Genomic DNA, 21,838 nt, shown 5'->3' on the forward strand with positions numbered 1-21,838 from the left:
CTCCAGAAGTTATTCGGATTTTTTATCAGGATGGCTGTAAAAAGGAATCCGTTTTAGCCACAATAACAATGCCTGCCAGTAAATCAACATAACGACCGACAAAGTCATCAGCGGAAAACGTAAGGGAATTGACCGCATGGCTTGAGTGGTCATCGCTTGCTCCTTAAGCTGCAACGTAGCATCAAAACAGCTTTCATCATTTTGCTGCAATACCATGTGGATGGTGAGATTTTCTTTATGTAGAACAAACCGCCATTCGTAGTGCATCTCCATCGGCATGAAAGGCGAAACGTGAAAGGCTTTGTCGAATTCAAATTGCCAGCGATCGTTGCTGTGCGCCTGACATTGTTGGGTATCCAAGATGTAACAATAGCGTTCGTTCCACGGTGTATTATGGATTTCCACAATAATGTAGCGTGGTTGTTCGGCTTGGTCAGGGTAGCAAAAATAGAAACTGGCTGGATTGAAACAAAAACCCAAATACCGCAAATGGGTTAACAAATAAATCCTGCCCTTGAAGGGCTGGCCAGTATGATTTTGTAACTGCGCTTTGACGGTTTCCTGCAAATCGTCATCGTTCTGTCCGAGATAATCTTTTCGATAGAAACTTACCAAATTAAACCGCTCCAATGACCATACTCGGCTTTTTGCCGTCACAAGCTCGATCTCATCTAGCGCAAGCCAACTCATAAAAATCGGGTACTTAAAGTCGTGCAGTTTGGGTAAAAACCGTCGATGTCTTATCCAGCCCACATACAGTCGGCTATCTAAGGTTTTCATGCAGCCCGACTGATTAAATCGACAACTTCCTGTGCGCTTTTTGCGCCATCTTCATGGAAGCCCCAACCCCAATAAGCACCGGTGTAATAGGTGAAATTTTTGCCGTTTATTTCATCCCGTCGCTTTTGCGCCGTCAAACTGGCTGGCGTGTAGACGGGATGATGATACAGCCGTTTTTGCAGGATTTTGGCAGGATTGATCCGATCCGTGCAGTTCAGCGTGACCATTAAAGGTTCTGGCGTATCCAAATTTTGCAGAAGGTTCATATAGTACGTGACCGTGCAACGGGCTTGTTGCTCGTCCAGTTTCAAAGCATTCCAACTCGCCCAGGCTTTAGGGTTTTTTGGCATCAGTCTGACATCTGTGTGAAGTACCGTTTCATTTTCTTGGAATGTCATCGCACTTAAAATTTCAGTTTCGCTGCTCGTCGCATCTTGTAATAACGCCAGGGCTTGATCGCTGTGGCATGCCATAATTACCCGATCATATTGTTCCTGCTGCCCCGCCGTTGCTATCGTTACGCCTGCTTTAGTTCGAGATACCGACTGCACTGGGCAATTCAATTTCAATTCTCCTTTGAATTGCTGGATAAATGCCTTGATGTAAGTGGCAGAGCCACCACTTACGGTACGCCATAATGGCCTATCTTTGGTTTTTAGCATGTCATGATTTGCCATAAATGCGACCAGATATCTGGCAGGAAATTGTTTGACGACAGTGGGTGGGCCAGACCATAAAGCACAAGCCATCGGCAATATATGGTCGTCGATAAATGCCTTGCTGTAGTGGTGTTCCGTTAAATATTCGCCAAGCGTCAAGGAGGAATCACTCGCATTTTCCAATACGGTCGGTGCTTCCTTGTAAAACCGCATAATATCAAAGATCATTCGGTAAAATCGTGGCTTAAAAAGATTGCGTCGCTGACAAAACAACTTGTCCATTGTGGTCGCATTGTATTCAAGCCCAGTTTTAGCATCGGTAACGCTAAAACTCATGTCCGATGGTTGCGAAGCAACATTCAAATCCCGCAAAAATTGGCAGAAATAGTGGTAATTGTGTTCATTAAACACAATGAATCCGGTATCCACGGCAACATAGCGATCAGTCAGAAAAATATTATGGGTATCCGTGTGGCCACCGGGATATGGGTTAGCCTCATAAATCGTGACTTCATGCTGCTTGCTTAAATAATGCGCTGCATACAAGCCAGAAATGCCACTGCCGACAATTGCAATTTTCATCTTTCTGCTTTCTGCGAGATTAAATTAGACCGCAACCGTTCCACAGGTATGGGCTGCAAATCCCAGACCAAGCCCAGGTAAGCCATTAGGGTCAACAGATAATAACTGACATCAATTTCCCACCAGAAAAATCCTTGCCGTGCCGAAACGGGATAATGATGATGATTGTTATGCCAGCCTTCACCCAAAGTCAGGAACGCAATCAAACCATTATTGCGGCTATCATCGTTTGTGATATAGCGTTTTGAACCCATGACATGCGCCAGTGAATTCACGCATAAAGTACAATGGATCAATGCGATAGTGGAAATAAGATAACCCCATACAATCATCTGCCCGCCGCTGGTATGGAGTTCCGGGTAGCTTATCGACAACCATTTGCCCAAGCCCCACATGCTAATGCCATACAATATGGGAATCAGAATGTCGAAACGGTCTAACCAACGCAATTCGGGAAATTTGATAAGATCGCGGACGAATTTTTCACGGGTGGTGAAGTTTTTCAAGCACAAAAACCAGCCCATGTGGCTCCACCAAAAACCGTGCCGTGGGCTGTGAATATCTTTATCTTGATCCGAATACAAATGATGCTGCCTGTGATGTGCCGCCCACCAGATTGCACCACGTTGGGTTGCCGTTGCACCCAGCAGCGCAAATAAAAACTGACAGACACGGCTGGTTTTAAAGGCTTTATGGGAAAAATAGCGATGGTAAAACGCGGTAATTGCAAACATTCGGATCAAATAGGAGAACAATGCAATCCATAAAGCAACTGGACTCCAACCGTAGACAAAAACCAACAAGCAAGCAAAGTGCATCAAGATAAACGGAATCACCCGAAGCCAATCTATGACTTCGCTGGTGTTCTCACTGACCTTGATATTGCTACTATCAAACCAACTCAGCAGTTTGGTAAATTGGATTTTAAACATCCGTACACCTCATTATACAGTTGCCATATTAGAAAGTACTGCGTGTGAAAGTTATGTGAACGTAATCGTCGTTTTCGTTCACGTTTTGGTGTAGACGTATTGGAGACAATAGAATTGTAAATAAGCCGGAGTTGTCGATGAAGTCTACCCTGTTGACTATTGTCACGTTGTTATCACTGAATGCTTGCAAAACCGTTGAGCAAGATGTATTTGCCGATTACTTGGTGCTTTCTCCAGCCGATTCCAACATAAAATCTAATACAAAAATTAACGCATTTATTAATGTTTACAATCAATTAGAAGATAACGCTCTGGCAGACAATGTTGCCAAGGCTTATGCTGAAAAGCTGTACTTTAATGATACCGTTGTCACCTTGCATGACCGACAAGCCGTGCAGAAATATCTGCAACATACGCAGGATTCGCTGGATTCAATGCAATTTAAAGTACTGGAGATCTACGAAAAAAACAATGATATCCTGGTCAGATGGTCGATGCGTACCCAGTTCACTATCCTGGGTCAACAGCGTGATGTCCACTCAATCGGGATCAGCCATTTGCGTTTTGATGGTGACGGTAAGATCATCATGCACCAAGATTATTGGGACAGCACCCAAGGTTTTTATCAAAACATTCCAATTATTGGAGGGCTATTGCAATGGATAAAAAGTGTCTTACAAGATTATTGATCGGCGTTATCGGGTTGGTATCAATCGCAATACATGCGGAGGAATTATTCCCGCCGACCATACAGACATCATCAGCAAAACTGATACATTGTAGCCGTGCAGAATTAAAAGCCTTCCGGTTAATTCACGTCGGCAATGCCGCTTTGTATTTGGAAGATTGCCAATACATCAACAATATCTTTACCCAATCACCCAAGCAATTACGCTTTGCTTATGAGAAAGCCATCCCCGCAAAGGCATTCAGGGAAGCGTCGGACGAATACTTGAAGATCAATCTAGGTCAACAATATGCTCAATGGGAACAAGCATTTAGAGGCTTTAACAGAAACTACCATGATGTCGAGGAAGGCGATTATTACGATTTGGTGTTTGATAGTAAAGCCGGATTACAATTGTTTTTAAACCAAAAACTGTTGGGTTCAATATCTAATGCAGAGCAAGGCGTGGCATATTTCAACGTCTGGTTTGGTAAAGAGCCGTTTTCCGAAGACTTGAAGAAAAGCCTGCTAACAACAAGGTTGTCAGGAAAATAGATGGATAGAGACGAATTATGCGCGACCTCCAGAAGATCTCGGTACAGTCACCTTTTGAACACAGTGTTGCGCTTATGCCTACTTATGACGTTCATAATGTGGACATAATTAAATCGAAGTGCTGTAGCAAAAGCAAGTACATGCTTAAATATTCCGTCATTCTTTTGATGCTCAAATGGGACGGTGAGCTAAAAGCTATACTTGATTAACAATGCCAGATTTTTTTAAGTGGCATAGATTAGCTGGTGGGAACTTCAACATCATGAGCAAAAATGACTTACGACTACACTTACACTCGTTCTCAAGCACTGCCTTGTGCCGATATCTCATAAAATTGTGCAACCATTTTGGCTAGAACATCGGCGGTGCTCACTTCTTAATCGCCCGTTGCCGCCTAGCCTCTTTAGGATCGTGAATCAAAGAGCGGTAGATTTCCACCCTATCGCCTTGTTTTACAACCTGTTCCGACTTACAAGCGGAACCAAAAATGCCCAGCTTCAAGGCTGGAATGCTTATTTCGGGAAAACGTGACAGCAAACCCGATAACTCCACCGCTTGTTGTAGCGTCGTTCCTTGCGACACGTTAAGGGTGACGATAAATTGCTCTTCCGGCTTGGCATAAGCGACTTCAATTTCAATCAAGCTTGCTCCCCCCGTCAGCCATAGACTTCTTTGGCGCGACTGGTAAAAGAAGCCACCATCGTATTGCAGATCTGGTTAAACACCGCGCCAAACGCGAGGCTTGCCAACACGCCGGACATTTCAAATTCCAAATCCAGGGAGATTTTGCTGGCATCCTCCCGCAAAGGCATAAAATTCCACACGCCGTCCAGATGGGAAAAGGGGCCGTTCAATAAGGACACGGTAATTCTGCCACCCATATCAATAGTGTTCCGTGTGGAAAAAGACTTTTTAAAACCACCTTTGGAAATCATCAGCTCCGCTTCGACGACATCGTCTTCGCGTTTGATAATACGGCTGCCAGAACACCAAGGCAAAAACTGTGGGTAAGCTTCAATATCATTAACCAAATCAAACATTTGCCGAGCTGAATATTTGACTAATGCACTTTTTTGGACGAGCGTCATACCTTAAAGCACCCCGACCACATTCAGAAACACCAAAAACACTGCGGCAGGGGCGATATACCTAACCAAAAATTGCCATATTTTGTAGCTTAGGTTGTCAGGACAGTCCAGTTCCTGCTTGCTGTGTTCCTGATGCATAATCCATCCGGCAAAGATAGCGATGCAGAAGCCACCGATAGGCAACATTAGGTTGGCAGTTAAATAATCAATCAATTCAAATAGATTTCGTTCAAACAGCTTGACGTTTGCCCAAATATTGAATGAGAAAATAGTAGCGAAACCCAACGCCCATGCGACTAAACCCGACCACAAACAGGCTTTTTCACGCGTAAAGCCCTTATTCTCGATCAGCCAAGCCACAGCCGGTTCAATCAACGCAATGGAAGAAGATAGCGCCGCAAATACCAAGGCAACAAAAAATAAAATGCCAACCAACCAACCGCCAAACATATTGCCAAACGCAATCGGCAAGGTTTCAAATACCAAGCCGGGGCCGGAATTGGGGTGCAAACCATTGCTGAACACAATAGGAAATATGATGATGCCTGCCAACAAAGCGATAATTGTATCCGCTCCGGCAATAATCATTGATGCTTTGGTTATGGACACATCTTTGGGCAGATACGCGCCGTAAACCATAATGGACCCCATGCCTAAGCTCAAGCTGAAGAACGCCTGACCCATTGCGACTAGGATGGAATCGGCGGTCAACTTGCTGAAATCCGGTCTGAACAGAAAGTTAAGCCCTTTAAAATACCCATCAGTGGTCATCGCATAACCGACCATCAAAATCATCAAGGCAAACAGCCACGGCAATAGAAATCTGACTGATTTCTCAAAACCTTTCTCAATCCCCCTCACCACAATCAGCATGGTTGCCAACATGAACAGGCTGTGCCAGAAGATTAATTGCATAGGGCTGGCGACAAAATTGTCGAATATTGCCTTGATTTCACTGGGATTAGCACCAGAAAAACTGCCAAAAAAGGCTTTGACCACGTAAGCTGAAGCCCAGCCCGCGATCACGCTGTAATAAGACAGAATTAAAAATCCGGCAGCTACGCCTAACCAACCAAGATAATGCCAGTTTTTATCAGCACCCGCCTCTTTGGTCAGAATCTCCATCGTGTGTATCGGATTTTCCTTGCTACGCCGACCTAACAGAGTTTCTGCCATCATCAGGGGAATGCCAATCAACAGCACACACAGCAAATACACCAGCACGAATGCGCCGCCACCATTCTCACCGGTTATATAAGGAAACTTCCAAATATTGCCCAAACCAACCGCCGAACCCGTCGCCGCCAGAATAAACGCAAACCGCGAAGACCATTCTCCGTGTTGTGATTTTTTTTCGTCCATCATAGTTAGTCCTGTAAGTCCTTAAGAACGTGTTTTAAAAGCTCCTGCGTCTTTAAACACCTTCCAATAAAAAGTCATTATTATTAGCATATCGAGTAAAATGGCAAGAATATACTTTATACCAGAATAAATCCCCTATCCACCGCTATGGCCGATAAAAAGACCAACAACAAAAAATCGACGCAAAACGCCAACATTGCCGTTAATCGTCAGGCGACGCATGAATACCATATTGAAGAACGCTTTGAGGCAGGGCTAGTCTTGGAAGGTTGGGAAGTCAAAAGCCTAAGAGATGGTAAAATACAACTGAAAGAAAGCTATGTGGTATTAAAACGCGGGGAAGCTTGGCTATCCCGCGCCCATATTTCGCCATTGCTATCGGCATCAACCCATGTAAATCCGGATGCTATCCGTAACAAAAAATTGTTGCTCAACCGGCATGAGATTAATAAGCTAATTGGCGCTGTTGAACGCAAAGGCTACACCATTATTCCGCTGTCTATGTATTGGAAAAACGGTCGCGCTAAAATCGAAATTGGTCTAGCTAAAGGCAAACAGTTACACGACAAACGTGCCGCCTCCAAAGACCGCGACTGGCAACGTGAGAAAGGACGCATTATGAAACACGCCTAAATTACATAAAACCGGATATTTGCTTATGACTATAGAGAAATTTTTAGCAAAAATAACAAAAGACGAACCTGTCAGCTTCCATGAAACCATCATTGTCATTACTGAAAATTACTATTACCAACCCACTGAATTCAGTAACGGTTTGAATGGCGATATCTTGGTCAATCCGGCTGGCACTAACGAAGGCTCTTGCAAAATTTTTGCCTTCGCCAAAATTCACCATCTGAGCCAGCAACAAACCTTAAGCCTGTTTGGTGATTTTTACCGCACAGATGTATTGCCTAACCCAAATGGTACAAACCACCAAAATATCAGAAATTTTATGCAGTATGGTTGGGAAGGTGTTCTTTTTAATGGCGAGGATTTGGCGCTAAAAATAAAATAACTTTAGCTTTATCAACTCGAACATCAGAACCACTTAAGATATATCTTAATGAAGTTCGCAGAATAAGAGGTTTTTACTTCAATCATTCAAGGTTGCTTTATCCTACTATCGAGTCTGCTTATTAACCCCACTAATTGACCCTATTGTTTTAATTAGTAAAAATCATCAAAATTGTTGTATAATCGTAGAATAGCTTTAGAGCTAGGTTATTCGTGCCGACAATCAATTCTGCTCCTTCCCCCTGTTAATCTGGTAAATGGACTTGAATTCGCCAAGCCTTGGCTAATCGACCGTAGCCCACTTGAATGATTCGACTGTGTATCATAGCTTATCGCGCTACCGCGCATCCTCCCTCTACCAACAGGTAAATTAATGTCCAACGATGTCTCTCCTATACCCTCCTTCCATGATTTAGATTTGATTGAACCCGTACTTAAAGTACTGGATGATGTCGGCTATGAAACTCCTTCGCCCATTCAGGCGCGGGTTATCCCACACATGATGCTAGGCAAAGATGTGCTGGGGCAAGCCCAAACCGGCACAGGTAAAACCGCCGCTTTTGCGTTACCCATATTGTCACGCATTGACCTAAAAAAGAAAGACCCTCAAGCCCTAGTATTAGCACCCACACGGGAACTTGCCATCCAGGTGGCAGAAGCGTTTCAACGTTACGCAGCGCATTTAAAAGGTTTTCATGTCTTACCTATTTACGGCGGACAGGATTACAGCACACAGCTACGCTCACTCAAGCGTGGCGCTCATGTCGTCGTCGGCACTCCGGGTCGGGTCATGGATCATATGCGCCGTGGCACATTGCTTTTAAACAATTTGAGTGTGTTGGTTCTTGATGAAGCCGATGAAATGCTACGCATGGGTTTTATCGATGATGTCGAATGGATTTTGGATCAATTGCCAGAAAAGAAGCAAATCGCCCTGTTCTCAGCGACCATGCCTTCGGTTATCCGCAAAATTGCCCAGAAATACCTGCACGAACCCGAAGAAGTCACCATCAAAGTAACAACAGCTTCCGCAGAAAATATCCGTCAGCGCTTTTGGCTGGTTAGTGGTGTACATAAACTGGATGCCCTCACCCGCATACTTGAAGCCGAGACCTTCGATGGTATGATTATCTTCGTCAGGACGAAAACTGCCACGGTAGAACTCGCCGAAAAACTGGAAGCACGAGGTTATTCAGCTTCTGCTATTAATGGCGATATGTCGCAAACGCTCAGAGAACGGGCGATCAACCACCTTAAAAACGGCAAACTGGATATTTTGATTGCCACCGATGTCGCCGCCCGTGGATTGGATGTAGACCGTATTACTCACGTCGTCAATTATGACATCCCTTACGATACCGAATCTTATATTCATCGTATCGGCAGGACAGGCCGCGCAGGACGCACAGGTGATGCTATTTTGTTTATCGCACCCAGAGAACGAAAACTGTTATTCAACATTGAAAAAGCCACCAAACAAAAGGTGGAAGAGATGGGTTTGCCATCGACAGAAGTCATTAACAATAAGCGCATCTCCCGTTTTAAACAAAACATCACCGATACCCTAGCTGCAGAAGAGTTAAGTTTTTTCAGCCAGCTTATTGAACAATATGAGCAAGAACATAATGTTACTGCACTCGAAATAGCTTCTGCCTTAGCAAAGCTAGTGCAAGGCGACACACCTTTGTTAATGCAAAATTTACCTAAACGACCTAAAGACAGTCGGGACGATAGGGAGAGTAGAGACAGCAGACCGCCCAGATCAGATAGGTCAGACAGACCAGAACGCTTTGAACGCTCACAAGCAGAACGTAAACCACGTCGCGCTGGTGGTGCAAACATTGAAATGGAAACCTTCCGCATTGAAGTCGGCCACGCCCACGGCGTAAAACCCGGCAATATTGTTGGCGCAATCGCCAATGAAACCGGCATAGACGGCGACCATATCGCCCGTATCAAGATCGAGCAGGATTACAGCACAGTGGAATTACCCGCCGGTATGCCCAAAGAATTGTTTAATGAATTAAAGAAAGTCAGAGTCGTCGGGCAAGCGCTTAATATTTCAAAGCTTGGCGGTGCTGCTGATAATGACACAGGTTTTGCGAAACATAAACCTGACGATACCGCCAAAAAAGTGGACAAAAGCAAGAAAAGAATCAGTTCAACTTCCAGACGAGCCAAACCGAAAGAAGTTGATGCGTAACATTTAATCCTTCATGGCTGTTAACAAGCCAGAGCTCAAAGGGTAATTAGTTTAATTAACCCATTGAAATTACAGATTTTGATAGTTACTAACCTGTGTAAAGCATATAGCCATGTAATTCTTTATAACCTATCCGATTACTTATACCGGTAGGGTATTTCACAAGATACGAAGCTCATCATAATTCGCGAATAATGATTAAGCTTCGTTCTCCAACCAATCCTAACTCTAGTTATTTGTTAAAGTGAGACTCGATTCTTACAAGCAAGATGACGGAGAGTTTTGAAGTATTCTTGAAACTAGGGCTGCTGCTTGTTCCGTACAATCTACCGCTGCTATTAATTCGGATTGGACAGCTGCCACCAAGTCGGCATCGGTTATAGTGTAGGCGCACAATTGAGGCGTTACCGCCGCCCTCATCCCAATGACCGCTCCCTGAAATACAGCAAACGCCACCGTTCCTGGACGAGTTACCGAGTAGGCTTTCAAATCACAAGCTGTAACAATTGCACTTGGTTTAGCAGAGCATCTCTTAGCCCCATGTCTTTCGGTCGCCTGCACCGTCAGGGTGGCAAGGGAGAGGATAATTATCATAATATTTTTCATTGTTTTTCCTTTTTTATTTGGTTAATACTAAATTTAATGTTCATTTGATTGCGACTCAACCACCCTACTTATACTCACTTTTTTTTGAGAATTATATTTTTATAAGACAGTTGTTGATATAGGTATGAATACCTAATGCGATAAGATGTGCTAAATATAAGGTATCGCTGGGTAAGGATAAAAATCCTTGGAGTGAGGCTTTAGTGAAATACAGCGGAATGGAGGTATTAAATCCTACAGAACGAGGTTTGATTTGCAGGCTTGCTTGCTTTAGCAATTAACCGGCGATCCCTCAGTAATTGTCTTGGCATTACGGTTTAAAGCGAAACCACTCAATAGTCGTTTAAGTTATTGCTTCCAAAAACATAGACCACTTGCTTTTTCGATAGCATCCAGACGTTGCTGGTGTTCGGTCAATTCTTTTTCGTTACAATAAACGACTGTTAGCGCAGGTCGATTGTTAGCTAACTGTTTGGGTTTGTGGGTATTTCTCGATTCTTGATCTGTCGATTCTCTTTCATCCAGCAAGGATGATTGGCCGCCCGTCATCAATAAAAATACATCGACCAGAATTTCAGCATCCAACAACGCGCCGTGCAATTCGCGGTGGCTGTTGTCTATTGAGTACCGTCTACATAAGGCGTCCAGGCTATTGCGCTGCCCTGGATGCTTTTTTCTGGCGAAAGCCAGGGTGTCGAACACGGTGCTGAAATCTGCCAAGGTTCTGGCCTTGTCCTTTAAGCGTGCAAATTCATGGTTAATGAAGCCAACGTCAAAGGGTGCGTTGTGAATGACGAGTTCAGCACTCTGGATAAATGCGATGAAATCGTCATGAATATCTTCAAAATGGGGCTTATCTTTCAGGAATTGATTGGTTATGCCATGCACTTCAATAGCGCCTCTATCAATAACCCGGTCAGGATTAATATAGACGTGAAAGCGATTGCCGGTAAGCCGACGATTGACCAGCTCAACGCAACCAATCTCTATGATGCGATGACCTTCTTGCGGACTCAGCCCAGTGGTTTCTGTATCGAGGACTACTATGCGGTTTGAAACGACTGGACTTGGCATTACATATCTTTTATTCTAAATATCAGGACAAAGATTAAGCGAAGGGATCCTCAAGTATAATAGTCTCGTCTCTTTCCGCACCGGTAGACAGAATAGTTACTTTGACTCCGACTAACGCTTCAATTCTCTTGATATAAGCTTTGGCGTTTTCAGGCAAGGCAATATAGTCTGTGACACCGGCCGTAATACCACTCCATCCGGGCATTTCTTCTATGACCGCCTCGCATTGCTGGTATTGCTCGGCACCCAAAGGGGCTGTGTCAGTCACTGCTCCGTTCAGTTTGTAACCGATACAAATGCCGATTTTTGGCAAGCCGTCTAGCACATCCAGCTTGGTTAGGCAGATTCCGCTCAGGCTATTGAGTTTTGCCGATTTACGCATAGCCACCGCATCAAACCAACCGGTACGCCGTTTACGACCTGTCGTCGCGCCGAATTCATGGCCTATGGTGCCTAGATGTTCACCATTGGCATCATGTAATTCGGAAGGGAATGGGCCATTACCAACACGGGTTGAATACGCTTTGGTAATGCCTAATACATAATGTAGGTCTAAAGGTCCGATGCCGCTACCGGTAGCAGCGCCTCCCGCTGTGGTGCTGGATGAGGTTACATAAGGGAATGTACCATGATCTATATCCAGTAATGCGCCTTGTGCGCCTTCAAACAACAGGTTTTTACCTTGTGCTTGAAATTTATATAAAGCTTCGCTGACATCGGTCAGCATCGGTTTGACTTGCTCGCCCAGCTTGAGTGCTTCATCGAGGGTTTGTTGATAATCGACCGCTTCAGCCTGGTAGTAACCGGTTAACATGAAATTATGGTAATCCAGCAATTCTTTAAGCTTTTCGGCAAAAATCGCTGGGTTGAGTAAATCCCCAGCCCTTAAGCCCCTGCGCCCAGCCTTGTCTTCATATGCTGGACCAATACCGCGACCGGTTGTACCAATAGCTTTGCTGCCTCGCGCTTTTTCACGAGCCTTATCGACCGCGACATGGACTGGCAAGATTAAGGTACAGGCTTCGCTGATTAATAGGCGGTTTTTGACCTGAATTCCGGCATTTTCGAGAAATTCGATTTCTTCCATCAAGGCATTTAACGAAAGCACGACTCCGTTCCCGATCATACATTCAACCTTGTCCCTAAGTATGCCCGATGGAATCAGGTGTAGGACGGTTTTCTTACCTTTTATAACCAAGGTGTGGCCGGCGTTATGACCGCCTTGAAAGCGCACAACAGCATGGACTTGCTCAGTCAGCAAATCAACCAGCTTACCCTTGCCTTCATCACCCCATTGGGTACCTATAATTACGACATTTTTTCCCATGCTTATTCCAAATCTTAATCTAATGCCTGGATAACCCAATTTTGGTTATCAAGAACCAAAACAGCCGTACAACCTAATTCTTTTGCCGCACCCAATTGCCCAGGTAATTGCTGGATCACAATGTGACCCTGTGCGCGTAAATCTCTTATTTTTTCGTTTAGTTCGGTAATATCTTGATAAGGCGCAAAGATTCGTTGACTAGGCTGATCTTGGGCGGTTTGCTTAGCAAGCGATGCTAATAATTTGAGGTCGGAACTAAAACCCGTTGCCGGGCGCGCACGACCAAACACCGCACCAATATTATCATAACGACCTCCACGGGCAATTTCCCTTCCAATTGTAGGCACAAACGCCGCAAATACTACCCCAGTGTGGTAATGATAGCCACGCAATTCGGCTAAATCAAAACTGATGGGTAAGGTCGGAAAACGGCTGGTCAATAAATCGGCTGCGGCTTCTAAATTGGCTAAGGCTTGTTTGACTTGTGCGTCTGCTTTTGCCAGCACAATACGCGCCTTATTAAGCACATCTTGTCCACCATTTAGCTCAGGCAGCTTTAAAAACATCTCTTTTACATCTTCGTTGATGGCAAAATCGAACATCAATTCTTCAAGTTCAGGCCTGGCTTTACGTTGCAGAATATCAAACAACAGGCTTTCTTGATTATGATCCAAACCCGCTTGCCGGGACAACGCACGGAATATTCCAACATGCCCCAAGTCCAGATGCACATTCAGTAGCCCTGTTAAAGCTAGCATTTCTAGCATCAAACGGATGACTTCGACATCGCTCTCAATACCAGCATGACCATAAAGCTCGGCACCGATTTGCATGGGGCTACGGGTTTTTTCTAACGGATCGCAGCGTGTGTGCAGCACCGTACCTACGTAACACAACCGCGTCGGCCATTCATGCTTAAGATGATGAGCATCCATTCTGGCGACTTGCGGAGTCATGTCCGCCCTGAAACCCAGCGTTCTGCCGCTAATTTGGTCGGTTAGCTTGAATGTCTGTAGATCCAAGTCATGTCCTGAACCTGTCAGCAGGGAATCAATGAAGTCAATCATCGGGGGAATAACCAGCTCATAGCCCCAGCAAGTAAATAGTTGGAGTATGCTCCGGCGGAGGTTTTCAAGATACGCTGCTTCCTGGGGCAGTATTTCTTCTATGCCTTCGGGTAACAACCAGGAATCTTTTTGTTGCATATTTTTCAGTGTCTACTCAAACAAAACGCTCCAAAAAGGAGCGTTTTAATTTTATCTTTTATCTTTTATCTGTAACGGGCATCACCACGCACTTATGTAAGTGCCGTAGATTAGCCCAGCAACAGAGTGATCTTAACTAACTTTCTTAACTTGAGCTTATTTGCCTGAACCCTGATTTTTAAAATACTTGAAAAAATCAGAATCAGGATCAATAACCATCATACTACCTGAATTAGCAAAAGTCTTTTTGTATGCGTTTAAACTGCGGCTAAAAGTGAAAAACTCAGCGTCAGCACCATAGCTTTTCGCATAAATATCAGTTGATTTTGCATCGCCTTCGCCCCGTAACTTTTCTGAATCTCGGAATGCGTTAGCTAAGGTAACGACGCGTTGCCTGTCTGCATCCGCACGTATCTTTTCAGCCGCTTCAGAACCTTGCGAACGGAATTCACGGGCAACCCGCTCCCGTTCTGCTTCCATGCGTCGGAACACGGAACTGCTGACTTCTTCAGGTAAATCAATGCGTTTTACCCTGACATCAACAATGTCCATGCCTAACTTAGCAGCCAGTGGCTTTGAGTTTGTGATCAAAATTTCACGTATATCATGACGATCTGTTGACACGAGTTGCTTGATATTACGCTTACCAAATTCACCTCGAAAAGCATCTTTGATGATTTGATCTAAGCGTAAATTAGCTTGGTCTATGTCTCCAGAAACGACGGTATAAAACTTGTTAACATCACCAATACGCCATTTAACAAAGGAATCAACGATGACGTTTTTCTTTTCAGCCGTTAAAAAACGCTCAGGTTTAGAATCCATGGTTTGGATTCTGGCATCAAATTTCTTGATGTTATTGATAAATGGCCATTTGAAATGTAAACCCGGCTCGTAATCCGATTTTTGGATTTGACCTAGCTTGAATTTAATGGCTTTCTCTGTTTGCCCCACTGTGAATACGCACATCATGGCAAGAACCACCAACGCACCAACACCTAAGGCTATTTTATTCTCTAACATTATCGTCCCCTTCCTTCACGACCACGCGTTGACGGTCTATCAATCACTTGCTGCTGCTCTTCTTCTACAACGGCATGTTTAGGTGATCGGCGGTCTATTTCAGGCTGTGTAGTGGCTTCTTCGGATTGAACCATTGCTTGTTTTTGCTGAATCATTTTGTCCAAAGGCAAATACATCATGTTATTGCCGCCTTTAACATCTATCATTACAGCATTGGTTTCAGACATGACGGTTTCCATTGCTTCAAGATATAGCCGTTTTCTGGTTACCTCGGGCGCTTTTTTGTATTCCGTCACTAATTTGGTGAAGCGGTTGGTTTCGCCCTCTGCCTGGGCTATGACTTGCTCTTTATAACCTTCAGCTTCTTGTAACTTTCTTGCCGCCGCACCACGCGCTTTTGGCACGACATCATTAGCGTAAGCTTGGGCTTCGTTGATAAAGCGCTGCTGATCTTCTCGTGCTTTGATGGCATCTTCAAAAGCATTTTGCACTTGCTCAGGCGGCTGGGCATCTTGTAAGTTGACACTGGTGACTTGTACGCCCGAATTATAAGCATCCATCACTTCTTGAATTTCTTTTTTGGCTTGAGCGACTACTTCGCTACGACCTTCCGTCAAAACGAAATCCATATTACTGCCGCCGATGACTCCGCGTAATGCGCTTTCGGTGACATGTTTTAGTGTGGCTTCGGGATTGACCAGATTGAAAAGTAAGGCTTTCGCGTCTTTGACCTGATACTGAACTGCCAATTGCACGTCAATGTAATTTTCGTCTTTGGTCAGCATTAACGCTTCTTTGGGGACGGCTACTGCACCTTGTGCTGTACCACTTCCACCTGAGCGATAACCCACTTCAATGTAGCGTTGTTGTTGCACATTAATTTTTTCGACGTGTTCAATAGGTGCAGGTAAGTGCCAGTTTAGACCGGAATCTGTTGTCCTGGTGTATTTGCCAAACTGGGTTTCAACACCTTGCACGCCTTCGTCTATGATGTAAAAACCGCTCAACATCCATAGAACCAGCACGGAAGCGGCAATAATTCCCATATTTTTCATTATGTTGCCAGTAGAGAACGCGCCAGGAGAACCACCGCCGTCGCCGCCTTTTTTGGTACCGCCAAAAATATTGCTCAGTTTTTCTTGTAACGACCGAATTGCTTCATCTAAATCGGGCGGTCTTTTTTGGTCGCCTCGACCACTCCAAGGATCTTTTTTATCACCGCCTGGCTCATTCCACGACATATTTCTGCTCCGTATTGGATTATTTATTATCTTCTATCACTCAGGATATTGTTGTTTTAACGACTAGAGTGCTATTTTGGCAATCCTGACATTGTATCGTAATTAATCGAATTCTCACTGCTAATCTTCCCGAAAACACCACTTTAGAGTGTCAAACAGCAGTGAGGCTTTAATAAAACGCAATTGATTTCTACTTTATTTCTTCGGTTTGGATGGCGATCAATAAACCTAGGTATTTGTTATCTATCTCAATTATCAAGTCGCTACCTCCCGAGTCATTAATATGCTCGTCAATAATTTTTGCGCAAGTAAATAATTTAGCCCTGATTTGGCCTTGGTCTGATCTGAGATAACATTTTCGTCTGTTTTTTGTTGGTTCAAACTGTTCTGCCAAAACATTCAACAACAAGTCAATGCCCTGCCCTGTTTCTGCGGAAAGCCAAACCCTTATCGGATTGCCTTCATCATCCCGATCTACCCTGGGTTGCCTGTCATCCAGCAAATCAATTTTATTGAAGACTTCTATACACTTAATTTTATCGGCGCCAATTTCACTTAGCACCTGTTTAACTTCGTTGATGATGCCATCCCGGTTCTCAGAATTAACATCGACCACATGCAGCAATAAATCCGCTTCGCTGGCTTCCTGTAAGGTAGATTTGAACGAAGCGACGAGTTCATGAGGCAAATGGCGAATAAAGCCCACTGTATCAGCCAGCACAATATCGGTATTATTGGGTAGGCGACAATTGCGTAGCGTGGGGTCTAAAGTTGCAAACAACAAATTAGCGGCATATATATCAGCGCCTGTTAAGCTATTGAATAAGGTAGATTTTCCGGCATTAGTGTAACCTACCAATGATACTGAGGGGATTTCAGCTTTCTTACGTTTGCTGCGGCCTTGATGCCGTTGCTTGTCAACTTTGTCCAGGCGTTTTTGGATTTGCTTGATCCGCACCGCCACCAGCCGCCTGTCGGTTTCTAGCTGGGTTTCACCAGGCCCACGCATACCGATACCGCCTTTTTGCCGCTCTAAATGCGTCCAACCACGTACTAAGCGGGTAGAAAGATGCTTCAACTGCGCCAGTTCTACCTGTAATTTGCCCTCGAATGACTGCGCACGCTGTGCAAAAATATCTAATATAAGACCATTTCTGTCCACCACTCTAACGCCTAGGAATCCTTCAAGATTCCTTTCCTGACTGGGTGATAGGGCATGGTTAAATAAAACGGTATCCGCAGAGTATTCCTCAACCGCACTTTTAAGCTCTTCCAGCTTACCTTTGCCGACAAAATATTTAGCGTCTGGGCTTTTTCTACTGCCTATGACGACGTGAACTGGATCAGCACCTGCCGATTTTGCCAGCTCTTTTAATTCCAGGAGATCTTCTTGATGGGCGCGGAAGCTTAGATGAACAAGAATTGCCCGTTCGCCCGAATCCGGGCGATCAAACAATTAAATACCTCATTACTGCTCCGCTTTTAAAACTCGTATTGTTAACAGCAAACACTCGTGTTGACAGGATTATTCCTCAGTTGGAGATTCATCATCCCGCGTCAGCTTTACGGTTTTAGCTGGAACTATCGTTGAGATTGCATGTTTGTAAACCATCTGGCTGACAGTATTTTTAAGCATAATGACGTATTGATCGAAAGAATCGACTTTACCCTGTAATTTGATGCCGTTGACCAAAAATATGGATACGGGCGTATGTTCTTTTCTGAGTGCATTCAGGAAATTATCCTGTAAGTTTTGACCTTTTGACATCCGATTTCTCCTTATATTTATTTTTTAATTATTAGCAAACAAGCAGTTCCACTGCCCATCAATCTTGTACAGCTACAAAATTAACATCACCTTTTGCAGGATCAGATATCAAAAGGTAAAGTTCCATCGCAACTCTGAATGTGTACTTGTATCAATTTATGAACAAATCCAAACAACAGCCTTGATTGCGGATTAGTGCCAAAGTTCAATTATGTCTGCATTTTTTACAATAGCAAGGAGTAATTTCTACCCCCTTTGTAAAAATTTTTCAACCACTTCCGTAAAAATTTCTGGTTGTTGAGCGTGTAACCAATGCCCAGCATCTGCAATTGTTTTAAATAAAGCTTTCGGAAACAAGTGTAGCGTATCTTTTTGAGTGAGATAGGAAGAATTTGCTCCAGCAACGAATAGCGTCCGCCCTGAATATGGCGACATACCTTGAATTTCTGGAAAAGCAACGATATTCGGTGCCATCAGCAAAAAAATAGCCAAATCAATTCGCCAATGATAACTGCCGTCTTCTAAGACTAGATTTTGCATCAGAAATTGGCGATAGTCGAGCTCTGGTATGTCCTTAGTCAGCATTTGCTCTGCGTGCTTACGATGCTGGATAGTAGCCAGCGGCAAATCGATTAATGCATGAATGGTCTTATCGAAATTGTGCGTGTAACTTTTGGGCGAAATATCAACAATGATTAATTTGCTCGTACGTTCAGGATGATTCAACGCCAGCCACATCGCAATCTTACCACCCATGCTATGCCCCAGAACGTGAGCGGTTGCAAGCTCGTGGGTATCCATAAACCGCAGCACATCAGCAGTCATACTGGGATAATCCATTATCGGATGGTGCGGTGACAGCCCGTGATTACGCATATCCAACACGTAAATATGAAACAAACCTGCAAGCCTTTCGGCAATTTTTCGCCAATTACGTGATGAAGCAAAAAATCCGTGCAGGATGATGAGAGGGACTGGATTATCTTGTCCCAATTCCTCATAAGCTAAAGCGACGGTTTCCATTAAGTAAAAATAAACAATACGCCCATCAAACCGCCAAAGATACCACCCCACACCACCAACCAACCTAAATGCTCACGAATAATATTTTGCACCATTTCCTTTACCATCTGCGGCGTTAATTCGTTTAGCCTTTTATCAATAACTGTTTCAATCTTATCAACAATATCGGAGCCTATTTTGTGTGCATCTAAGCCCTGTTTTAACGCCATCTTAAAGCGATCAGACTCAACCATATCGGCCAGAGTAAGCTTCATTTTTTCAGTGAACGGTTCTTTTAGCGGTAATAAGGCTTCCGCGCCACCCATCATCTGCAACATGCCGCCAAATGTGGAGGCCATGATCGATGTCACTAGGCTTTCATAAATCCTGTCGTAATCAACTGCTTTGAGCAATGGCTCAAGATTTAACATTTTACTGCCTTGCTGTTCTTCAGTTTCGATAAACTGCTCTATATTGCTGGGAGTAAAAAATTGCTCCATCATTAATTGCTTGATAGATATTTTGAATTCTTCGAAACGATTGGGGATTACCCCAGAACCGTACAACAAAGGCACTTTTTCAAACAGCATATAAATCGCCAACCAGTTGGTAATTGCACCCGATAACGCGAAATAACCGATCGATTTGATCAGCTCCTGATATACAGGGGCAACATAGCCAACCGCAATAATGACCAACGAAAGAAAGTTGGTCATAAAACTTTTATTAACTATTTTTTTCATTTTTAAAAATGGGTGGTTCTTAAGTCAGGTGATTAGCCAAAACTGAAATAAAGGCGTATTGATAATGGTAGCTATGCGTTTGAATTTCAAGGTTCTGTTTAAAAACTCACCTTAATAATTGCCAGTCGCATAAGAAGAATTACTCAAAAAGACCAGTAATGGAATTTTGGGCATAAAAAAGGCTGTCAAATGACAGCCTTAATATATGGCGTCCCCAAGGGGGTTCGAACCCCTGTTACCGCCGTGAAAGGGCAGTGTCCTAGGCCACTAGACGATGGGGACTAAACTCGTTTAGTCTCAATGGAACTTTCTTATTTGGTGGAGCCAAGCGGGATCGAACCGCTGACCTCTTGCATGCCATGCAAGCGCTCTCCCAGCTGAGCTATGGCCCCTCAACTCAGACCGCGCATTCTACAACAATTACCGTTTATGTCCAGAACTAATTTAAGCTTTGCACGTATTTGATTGCCTTTTCCAACCTTGCCAAGGTGGTTTTTTTACCGAGCAATGACAAGGTAAGGTCTATAGATGGCGACATTGCCGATCCACACACCGCCACCCGCAATGGTTGCGCGACCTTCCCCAAACCGACTGCCATTTTTTCGGCGAAGCTGATAACAGTTGTGTGCAAAGCTTCACGATCCCAGTCTTGCAACTGTGAAAACTCGTCATGAAGGTTTGATAGCACCAGATCGGAACCTGCCGTAAAATTCTTTTTTGCCGCTTTTTCATCGTACCCGTCAAAATCCTGATAAAAATAAACACTCGCTGCCGCCATTTCGACCAAGGTTTTACAGCGTTCCCTCTGCGCTAAGACCACATCGACAAGATCAGGACCTTGTGCCAAATCAATCCCTCTTTGCTCAAAATGCCAAGCCAAATGCTTGGCTACGTGAGCAGGGGCGCTGTTCATTATGTAGTGATGGTTCAGCCACAACAATTTTTCCATGTTGAAAGCGGATGCCGATACATTGATGGCTTCCAGGCTGAAATTGGCAATCATCTCATCAATCGAAAATATTTCCTGATCGCCATGCGACCAGCCTAAGCGCACCAAATAATTCAATAAGGCCTCAGGTAGATAACCTTCATCACGGAACTGCATCACGCTAACCGCACCGTGACGCTTGGACAGTCGCGCCCCATCCGAACCCAAAATCATCGGCAAATGCGCGTACTTGGGCAATTTTGCACCCAGCGCATTGAGGATATTGATTTGCCTAGGCGTATTGTTAACATGGTCGTCGCCACGGATAACATGGGTAATCTGCATATCCATATCGTCCACTACCACCGTCAGGTTATAAGTCGGCGAGCCGTCCGTCCTGGCGATAATCAAGTCGTCCAGTTCCTTGTTGGCAACCGTAATATCGCCTTTGACCAAATCGTTAATGGTGACTGCACCATCCACAGGATTTTTAAAGCGCACAACGGATTCCTTGTCAGATTGGGGCTCGGTCAAATGACGACATTTGCCGTTATAACGCGGCTTCTCCTTGTTCGCCATCTGCTCTTCGCGTAACTGCTCCAATTCTACTTTGCTGCAATAGCAACGGTAAGCGTCACCTTGGCCTAGCAATTGCTGGATGACTTCCTTATAACGTTCAAAGTGCTGGGTTTGGTAATAAGGCCCCTCGTCATAGGTCAAGCCCAGCCAGTCCATGCCCTGTAAAATGGCATCGACGGATTCCTGGGTGGAACGCTCTAGGTCGGTATCTTCAATCCTTAAGATAAATTTTCCTTGATGTTTACGGGCATACAACCAGGAAAATAGCGCGGTACGTGCACCACCTACGTGTAAATAGCCCGTGGGGCTAGGGGCAAATCTTGTTCTGATGGTCATTTTTTGTTTGATATTGTAAAAAGTAGTTTTTTAATTTAAGAAAAATCATCCGTTCGTCCTGAGCTTGTCGAAGGACTTAATCCAGAGTTTCCTAAATTATATCGTCATTCCGGCAGGGATTGCCGGAATCCAGAATACAGGGATGTGAAAATGTAAGGTGT

22 protein-coding genes and 2 tRNA genes are annotated in these 21,838 nt (G+C 44.2%); 5 read left to right on the forward strand and 19 right to left on the reverse strand.

What is annotated here, in order from left to right:
* Positions 1-9 precede the first annotated feature (9 nt).
* The 3 genes from ABL924_RS01550 to ABL924_RS01560 are packed head-to-tail and all read right to left on the reverse strand — an operon-like array spanning position 10 to position 2,953.
* Positions 10-780, reverse strand: coding sequence for a DUF1365 domain-containing protein (locus tag ABL924_RS01550; protein WP_349025303.1), 771 nt, complete (start codon positions 778-780; stop codon positions 10-12).
* On the reverse strand, positions 777-2,021 hold the full coding sequence (locus ABL924_RS01555) for an FAD-dependent oxidoreductase (RefSeq protein ID WP_349025304.1): 1,245 nt from the start codon (positions 2,019-2,021) through the stop codon (positions 777-779). Before ABL924_RS01555 ends, ABL924_RS01550 begins: the two co-directional genes overlap by 4 nt.
* Positions 2,018-2,953: an acyl-CoA desaturase gene (locus ABL924_RS01560; protein WP_349025305.1), complete on the reverse strand. Its 936-nt coding sequence runs from the start codon at positions 2,951-2,953 to the stop codon at positions 2,018-2,020. The genes ABL924_RS01555 and ABL924_RS01560 overlap by 4 nt, the downstream gene beginning before the upstream one ends.
* Positions 2,954-3,090: 137 nt before the next feature.
* Between ABL924_RS01560 and ABL924_RS01565 the strand changes: the two genes are divergently transcribed.
* Positions 3,091-3,642 (forward strand): nuclear transport factor 2 family protein, encoded by a 552-nt coding sequence (locus ABL924_RS01565; RefSeq protein WP_349025306.1) that lies wholly within the window; start codon positions 3,091-3,093, stop codon positions 3,640-3,642.
* On the forward strand, positions 3,612-4,175 hold the full coding sequence (locus ABL924_RS01570; protein ID WP_349025307.1) for a chalcone isomerase family protein: 564 nt from the start codon (positions 3,612-3,614) through the stop codon (positions 4,173-4,175). The genes ABL924_RS01565 and ABL924_RS01570 overlap by 31 nt, the downstream gene beginning before the upstream one ends.
* A gap of 369 nt (positions 4,176-4,544) precedes the next feature.
* Here ABL924_RS01570 and ABL924_RS01575 read toward each other — a convergent pair whose 3' ends face one another.
* Genes ABL924_RS01575 through ABL924_RS01585 form a run of 3 tightly spaced genes read right to left on the reverse strand, consistent with a single transcriptional unit; the run spans position 4,545 to position 6,628 of the window.
* A complete protein-coding gene (locus tag ABL924_RS01575) occupies positions 4,545-4,817 on the reverse strand; it encodes an RnfH family protein (protein WP_349025308.1) in 273 nt (90 codons plus the stop codon).
* A gap of 14 nt (positions 4,818-4,831) precedes the next feature.
* Positions 4,832-5,263: a type II toxin-antitoxin system RatA family toxin gene (locus ABL924_RS01580; protein WP_349025309.1), complete on the reverse strand. Its 432-nt coding sequence runs from the start codon at positions 5,261-5,263 to the stop codon at positions 4,832-4,834.
* A 3-nt stretch (positions 5,264-5,266) separates the two neighbouring features.
* Positions 5,267-6,628 carry a sodium-dependent transporter gene (locus ABL924_RS01585; RefSeq protein WP_349025310.1) on the reverse strand — a complete coding sequence of 454 codons (1,362 nt, stop codon included), beginning with the start codon at positions 6,626-6,628 and terminating at the stop codon, positions 5,267-5,269.
* Positions 6,629-6,772: 144 nt separating this feature from the next.
* On the opposite strand from ABL924_RS01585, the gene smpB reads away from it, so the two are divergent.
* The 3 genes from smpB to ABL924_RS01600 all read left to right on the forward strand — a co-directional run bounded on the left by smpB (position 6,773) and on the right by ABL924_RS01600 (position 9,845).
* Complete coding sequence (gene smpB / locus ABL924_RS01590) at positions 6,773-7,258, forward strand: SsrA-binding protein SmpB (protein ID WP_349025311.1); 486 nt, start codon at positions 6,773-6,775, stop codon at positions 7,256-7,258.
* A 25-nt stretch (positions 7,259-7,283) separates the two neighbouring features.
* Positions 7,284-7,643 carry a HopJ type III effector protein gene (locus ABL924_RS01595; protein ID WP_349025312.1) on the forward strand — a complete coding sequence of 120 codons (360 nt, stop codon included), beginning with the start codon at positions 7,284-7,286 and terminating at the stop codon, positions 7,641-7,643.
* A 372-nt stretch (positions 7,644-8,015) separates the two neighbouring features.
* Positions 8,016-9,845 carry a DEAD/DEAH box helicase gene (locus ABL924_RS01600; RefSeq protein WP_349025313.1) on the forward strand — a complete coding sequence of 610 codons (1,830 nt, stop codon included), beginning with the start codon at positions 8,016-8,018 and terminating at the stop codon, positions 9,843-9,845.
* A gap of 258 nt (positions 9,846-10,103) precedes the next feature.
* Here ABL924_RS01600 and ABL924_RS01605 read toward each other — a convergent pair whose 3' ends face one another.
* From ABL924_RS01605 to gltX, 13 genes are all read right to left on the reverse strand, one after another.
* Entirely contained in the window at positions 10,104-10,439 is a 336-nt protein-coding gene (locus tag ABL924_RS01605) for a hypothetical protein (protein WP_349025314.1), read from the reverse strand.
* Positions 10,440-10,799: 360 nt separating this feature from the next.
* Positions 10,800-11,525 carry a DNA polymerase III subunit epsilon gene (dnaQ, locus tag ABL924_RS01610; protein ID WP_349025315.1) on the reverse strand — a complete coding sequence of 242 codons (726 nt, stop codon included), beginning with the start codon at positions 11,523-11,525 and terminating at the stop codon, positions 10,800-10,802.
* A gap of 34 nt (positions 11,526-11,559) precedes the next feature.
* Positions 11,560-12,852, reverse strand: coding sequence for an adenylosuccinate synthase (locus tag ABL924_RS01615; RefSeq protein ID WP_349025316.1), 1,293 nt, complete (start codon positions 12,850-12,852; stop codon positions 11,560-11,562).
* A 14-nt stretch (positions 12,853-12,866) separates the two neighbouring features.
* Entirely contained in the window at positions 12,867-14,057 is a 1,191-nt protein-coding gene (locus tag ABL924_RS01620; RefSeq protein WP_349025317.1) for an ATP phosphoribosyltransferase regulatory subunit, read from the reverse strand.
* Positions 14,058-14,213: 156 nt separating this feature from the next.
* Positions 14,214-15,080 (reverse strand): protease modulator HflC, encoded by an 867-nt coding sequence (gene hflC / locus ABL924_RS01625; protein ID WP_349025318.1) that lies wholly within the window; start codon positions 15,078-15,080, stop codon positions 14,214-14,216.
* Positions 15,080-16,321, reverse strand: a complete 1,242-nt coding sequence (hflK, locus tag ABL924_RS01630; protein WP_349025319.1) for an FtsH protease activity modulator HflK — start codon at positions 16,319-16,321, stop codon at positions 15,080-15,082. The genes hflC and hflK overlap by 1 nt, the downstream gene beginning before the upstream one ends.
* A gap of 190 nt (positions 16,322-16,511) precedes the next feature.
* Positions 16,512-17,777, reverse strand: a complete 1,266-nt coding sequence (gene hflX, locus ABL924_RS01635; RefSeq protein ID WP_349025320.1) for a ribosome rescue GTPase HflX — start codon at positions 17,775-17,777, stop codon at positions 16,512-16,514.
* Positions 17,778-17,846: 69 nt separating this feature from the next.
* A complete protein-coding gene (gene hfq / locus ABL924_RS01640; RefSeq protein WP_349025321.1) occupies positions 17,847-18,089 on the reverse strand; it encodes an RNA chaperone Hfq in 243 nt (80 codons plus the stop codon).
* A gap of 246 nt (positions 18,090-18,335) precedes the next feature.
* A complete protein-coding gene (locus ABL924_RS01645; protein ID WP_349025322.1) occupies positions 18,336-19,112 on the reverse strand; it encodes an alpha/beta fold hydrolase in 777 nt (258 codons plus the stop codon).
* On the reverse strand, positions 19,112-19,834 hold the full coding sequence (locus ABL924_RS01650) for a DUF445 family protein (protein WP_349025323.1): 723 nt from the start codon (positions 19,832-19,834) through the stop codon (positions 19,112-19,114). The genes ABL924_RS01645 and ABL924_RS01650 overlap by 1 nt, the downstream gene beginning before the upstream one ends.
* 206 nt (positions 19,835-20,040) lie before the next feature.
* Positions 20,041-20,116 (reverse strand) — tRNA-Glu (locus ABL924_RS01655).
* 34 nt (positions 20,117-20,150) lie between these two features.
* Positions 20,151-20,226: transfer RNA gene (locus ABL924_RS01660), tRNA-Ala, on the reverse strand.
* A 47-nt stretch (positions 20,227-20,273) separates the two neighbouring features.
* Positions 20,274-21,677 carry a glutamate--tRNA ligase gene (gltX, locus tag ABL924_RS01665; RefSeq protein WP_349025324.1) on the reverse strand — a complete coding sequence of 468 codons (1,404 nt, stop codon included), beginning with the start codon at positions 21,675-21,677 and terminating at the stop codon, positions 20,274-20,276.
* Positions 21,678-21,838 lie beyond the last annotated feature (161 nt).

Origin of the sequence: Methyloglobulus sp., assembly GCF_040079455.1 — a bacterium.
Taxonomy (GTDB): domain Bacteria; phylum Pseudomonadota; class Gammaproteobacteria; order Methylococcales; family Methylomonadaceae; genus Methyloglobulus.

Coding starts and splice junctions, on each gene's coding strand:
- ABL924_RS01550 (WP_349025303.1), bottom strand. CDS start 780: ATGAAAACCTTAGATAGCCGACTGTATGTGGGCTGGATAAGACATCGA.
- ABL924_RS01555 (WP_349025304.1), bottom strand. CDS start 2,021: ATGAAAATTGCAATTGTCGGCAGTGGCATTTCTGGCTTGTATGCAGCG.
- ABL924_RS01560 (WP_349025305.1), bottom strand. CDS start 2,953: ATGTTTAAAATCCAATTTACCAAACTGCTGAGTTGGTTTGATAGTAGC.
- ABL924_RS01565 (WP_349025306.1), top strand. CDS start 3,091: ATGAAGTCTACCCTGTTGACTATTGTCACGTTGTTATCACTGAATGCT.
- ABL924_RS01570 (WP_349025307.1), top strand. CDS start 3,612: ATGGATAAAAAGTGTCTTACAAGATTATTGATCGGCGTTATCGGGTTG.
- ABL924_RS01580 (WP_349025309.1), bottom strand. CDS start 5,263: ATGACGCTCGTCCAAAAAAGTGCATTAGTCAAATATTCAGCTCGGCAA.
- ABL924_RS01585 (WP_349025310.1), bottom strand. CDS start 6,628: ATGATGGACGAAAAAAAATCACAACACGGAGAATGGTCTTCGCGGTTT.
- smpB (WP_349025311.1), top strand. CDS start 6,773: ATGGCCGATAAAAAGACCAACAACAAAAAATCGACGCAAAACGCCAAC.
- ABL924_RS01595 (WP_349025312.1), top strand. CDS start 7,284: ATGACTATAGAGAAATTTTTAGCAAAAATAACAAAAGACGAACCTGTC.
- ABL924_RS01600 (WP_349025313.1), top strand. CDS start 8,016: ATGTCCAACGATGTCTCTCCTATACCCTCCTTCCATGATTTAGATTTG.
- ABL924_RS01605 (WP_349025314.1), bottom strand. CDS start 10,439: ATGATAATTATCCTCTCCCTTGCCACCCTGACGGTGCAGGCGACCGAA.
- dnaQ (WP_349025315.1), bottom strand. CDS start 11,525: ATGCCAAGTCCAGTCGTTTCAAACCGCATAGTAGTCCTCGATACAGAA.
- ABL924_RS01615 (WP_349025316.1), bottom strand. CDS start 12,852: ATGGGAAAAAATGTCGTAATTATAGGTACCCAATGGGGTGATGAAGGC.
- ABL924_RS01620 (WP_349025317.1), bottom strand. CDS start 14,057: ATGCAACAAAAAGATTCCTGGTTGTTACCCGAAGGCATAGAAGAAATA.
- hflC (WP_349025318.1), bottom strand. CDS start 15,080: ATGTTAGAGAATAAAATAGCCTTAGGTGTTGGTGCGTTGGTGGTTCTT.
- hflK (WP_349025319.1), bottom strand. CDS start 16,321: ATGTCGTGGAATGAGCCAGGCGGTGATAAAAAAGATCCTTGGAGTGGT.
- hfq (WP_349025321.1), bottom strand. CDS start 18,089: ATGTCAAAAGGTCAAAACTTACAGGATAATTTCCTGAATGCACTCAGA.
- ABL924_RS01645 (WP_349025322.1), bottom strand. CDS start 19,112: ATGGAAACCGTCGCTTTAGCTTATGAGGAATTGGGACAAGATAATCCA.
- ABL924_RS01650 (WP_349025323.1), bottom strand. CDS start 19,834: ATGAAAAAAATAGTTAATAAAAGTTTTATGACCAACTTTCTTTCGTTG.
- gltX (WP_349025324.1), bottom strand. CDS start 21,677: ATGACCATCAGAACAAGATTTGCCCCTAGCCCCACGGGCTATTTACAC.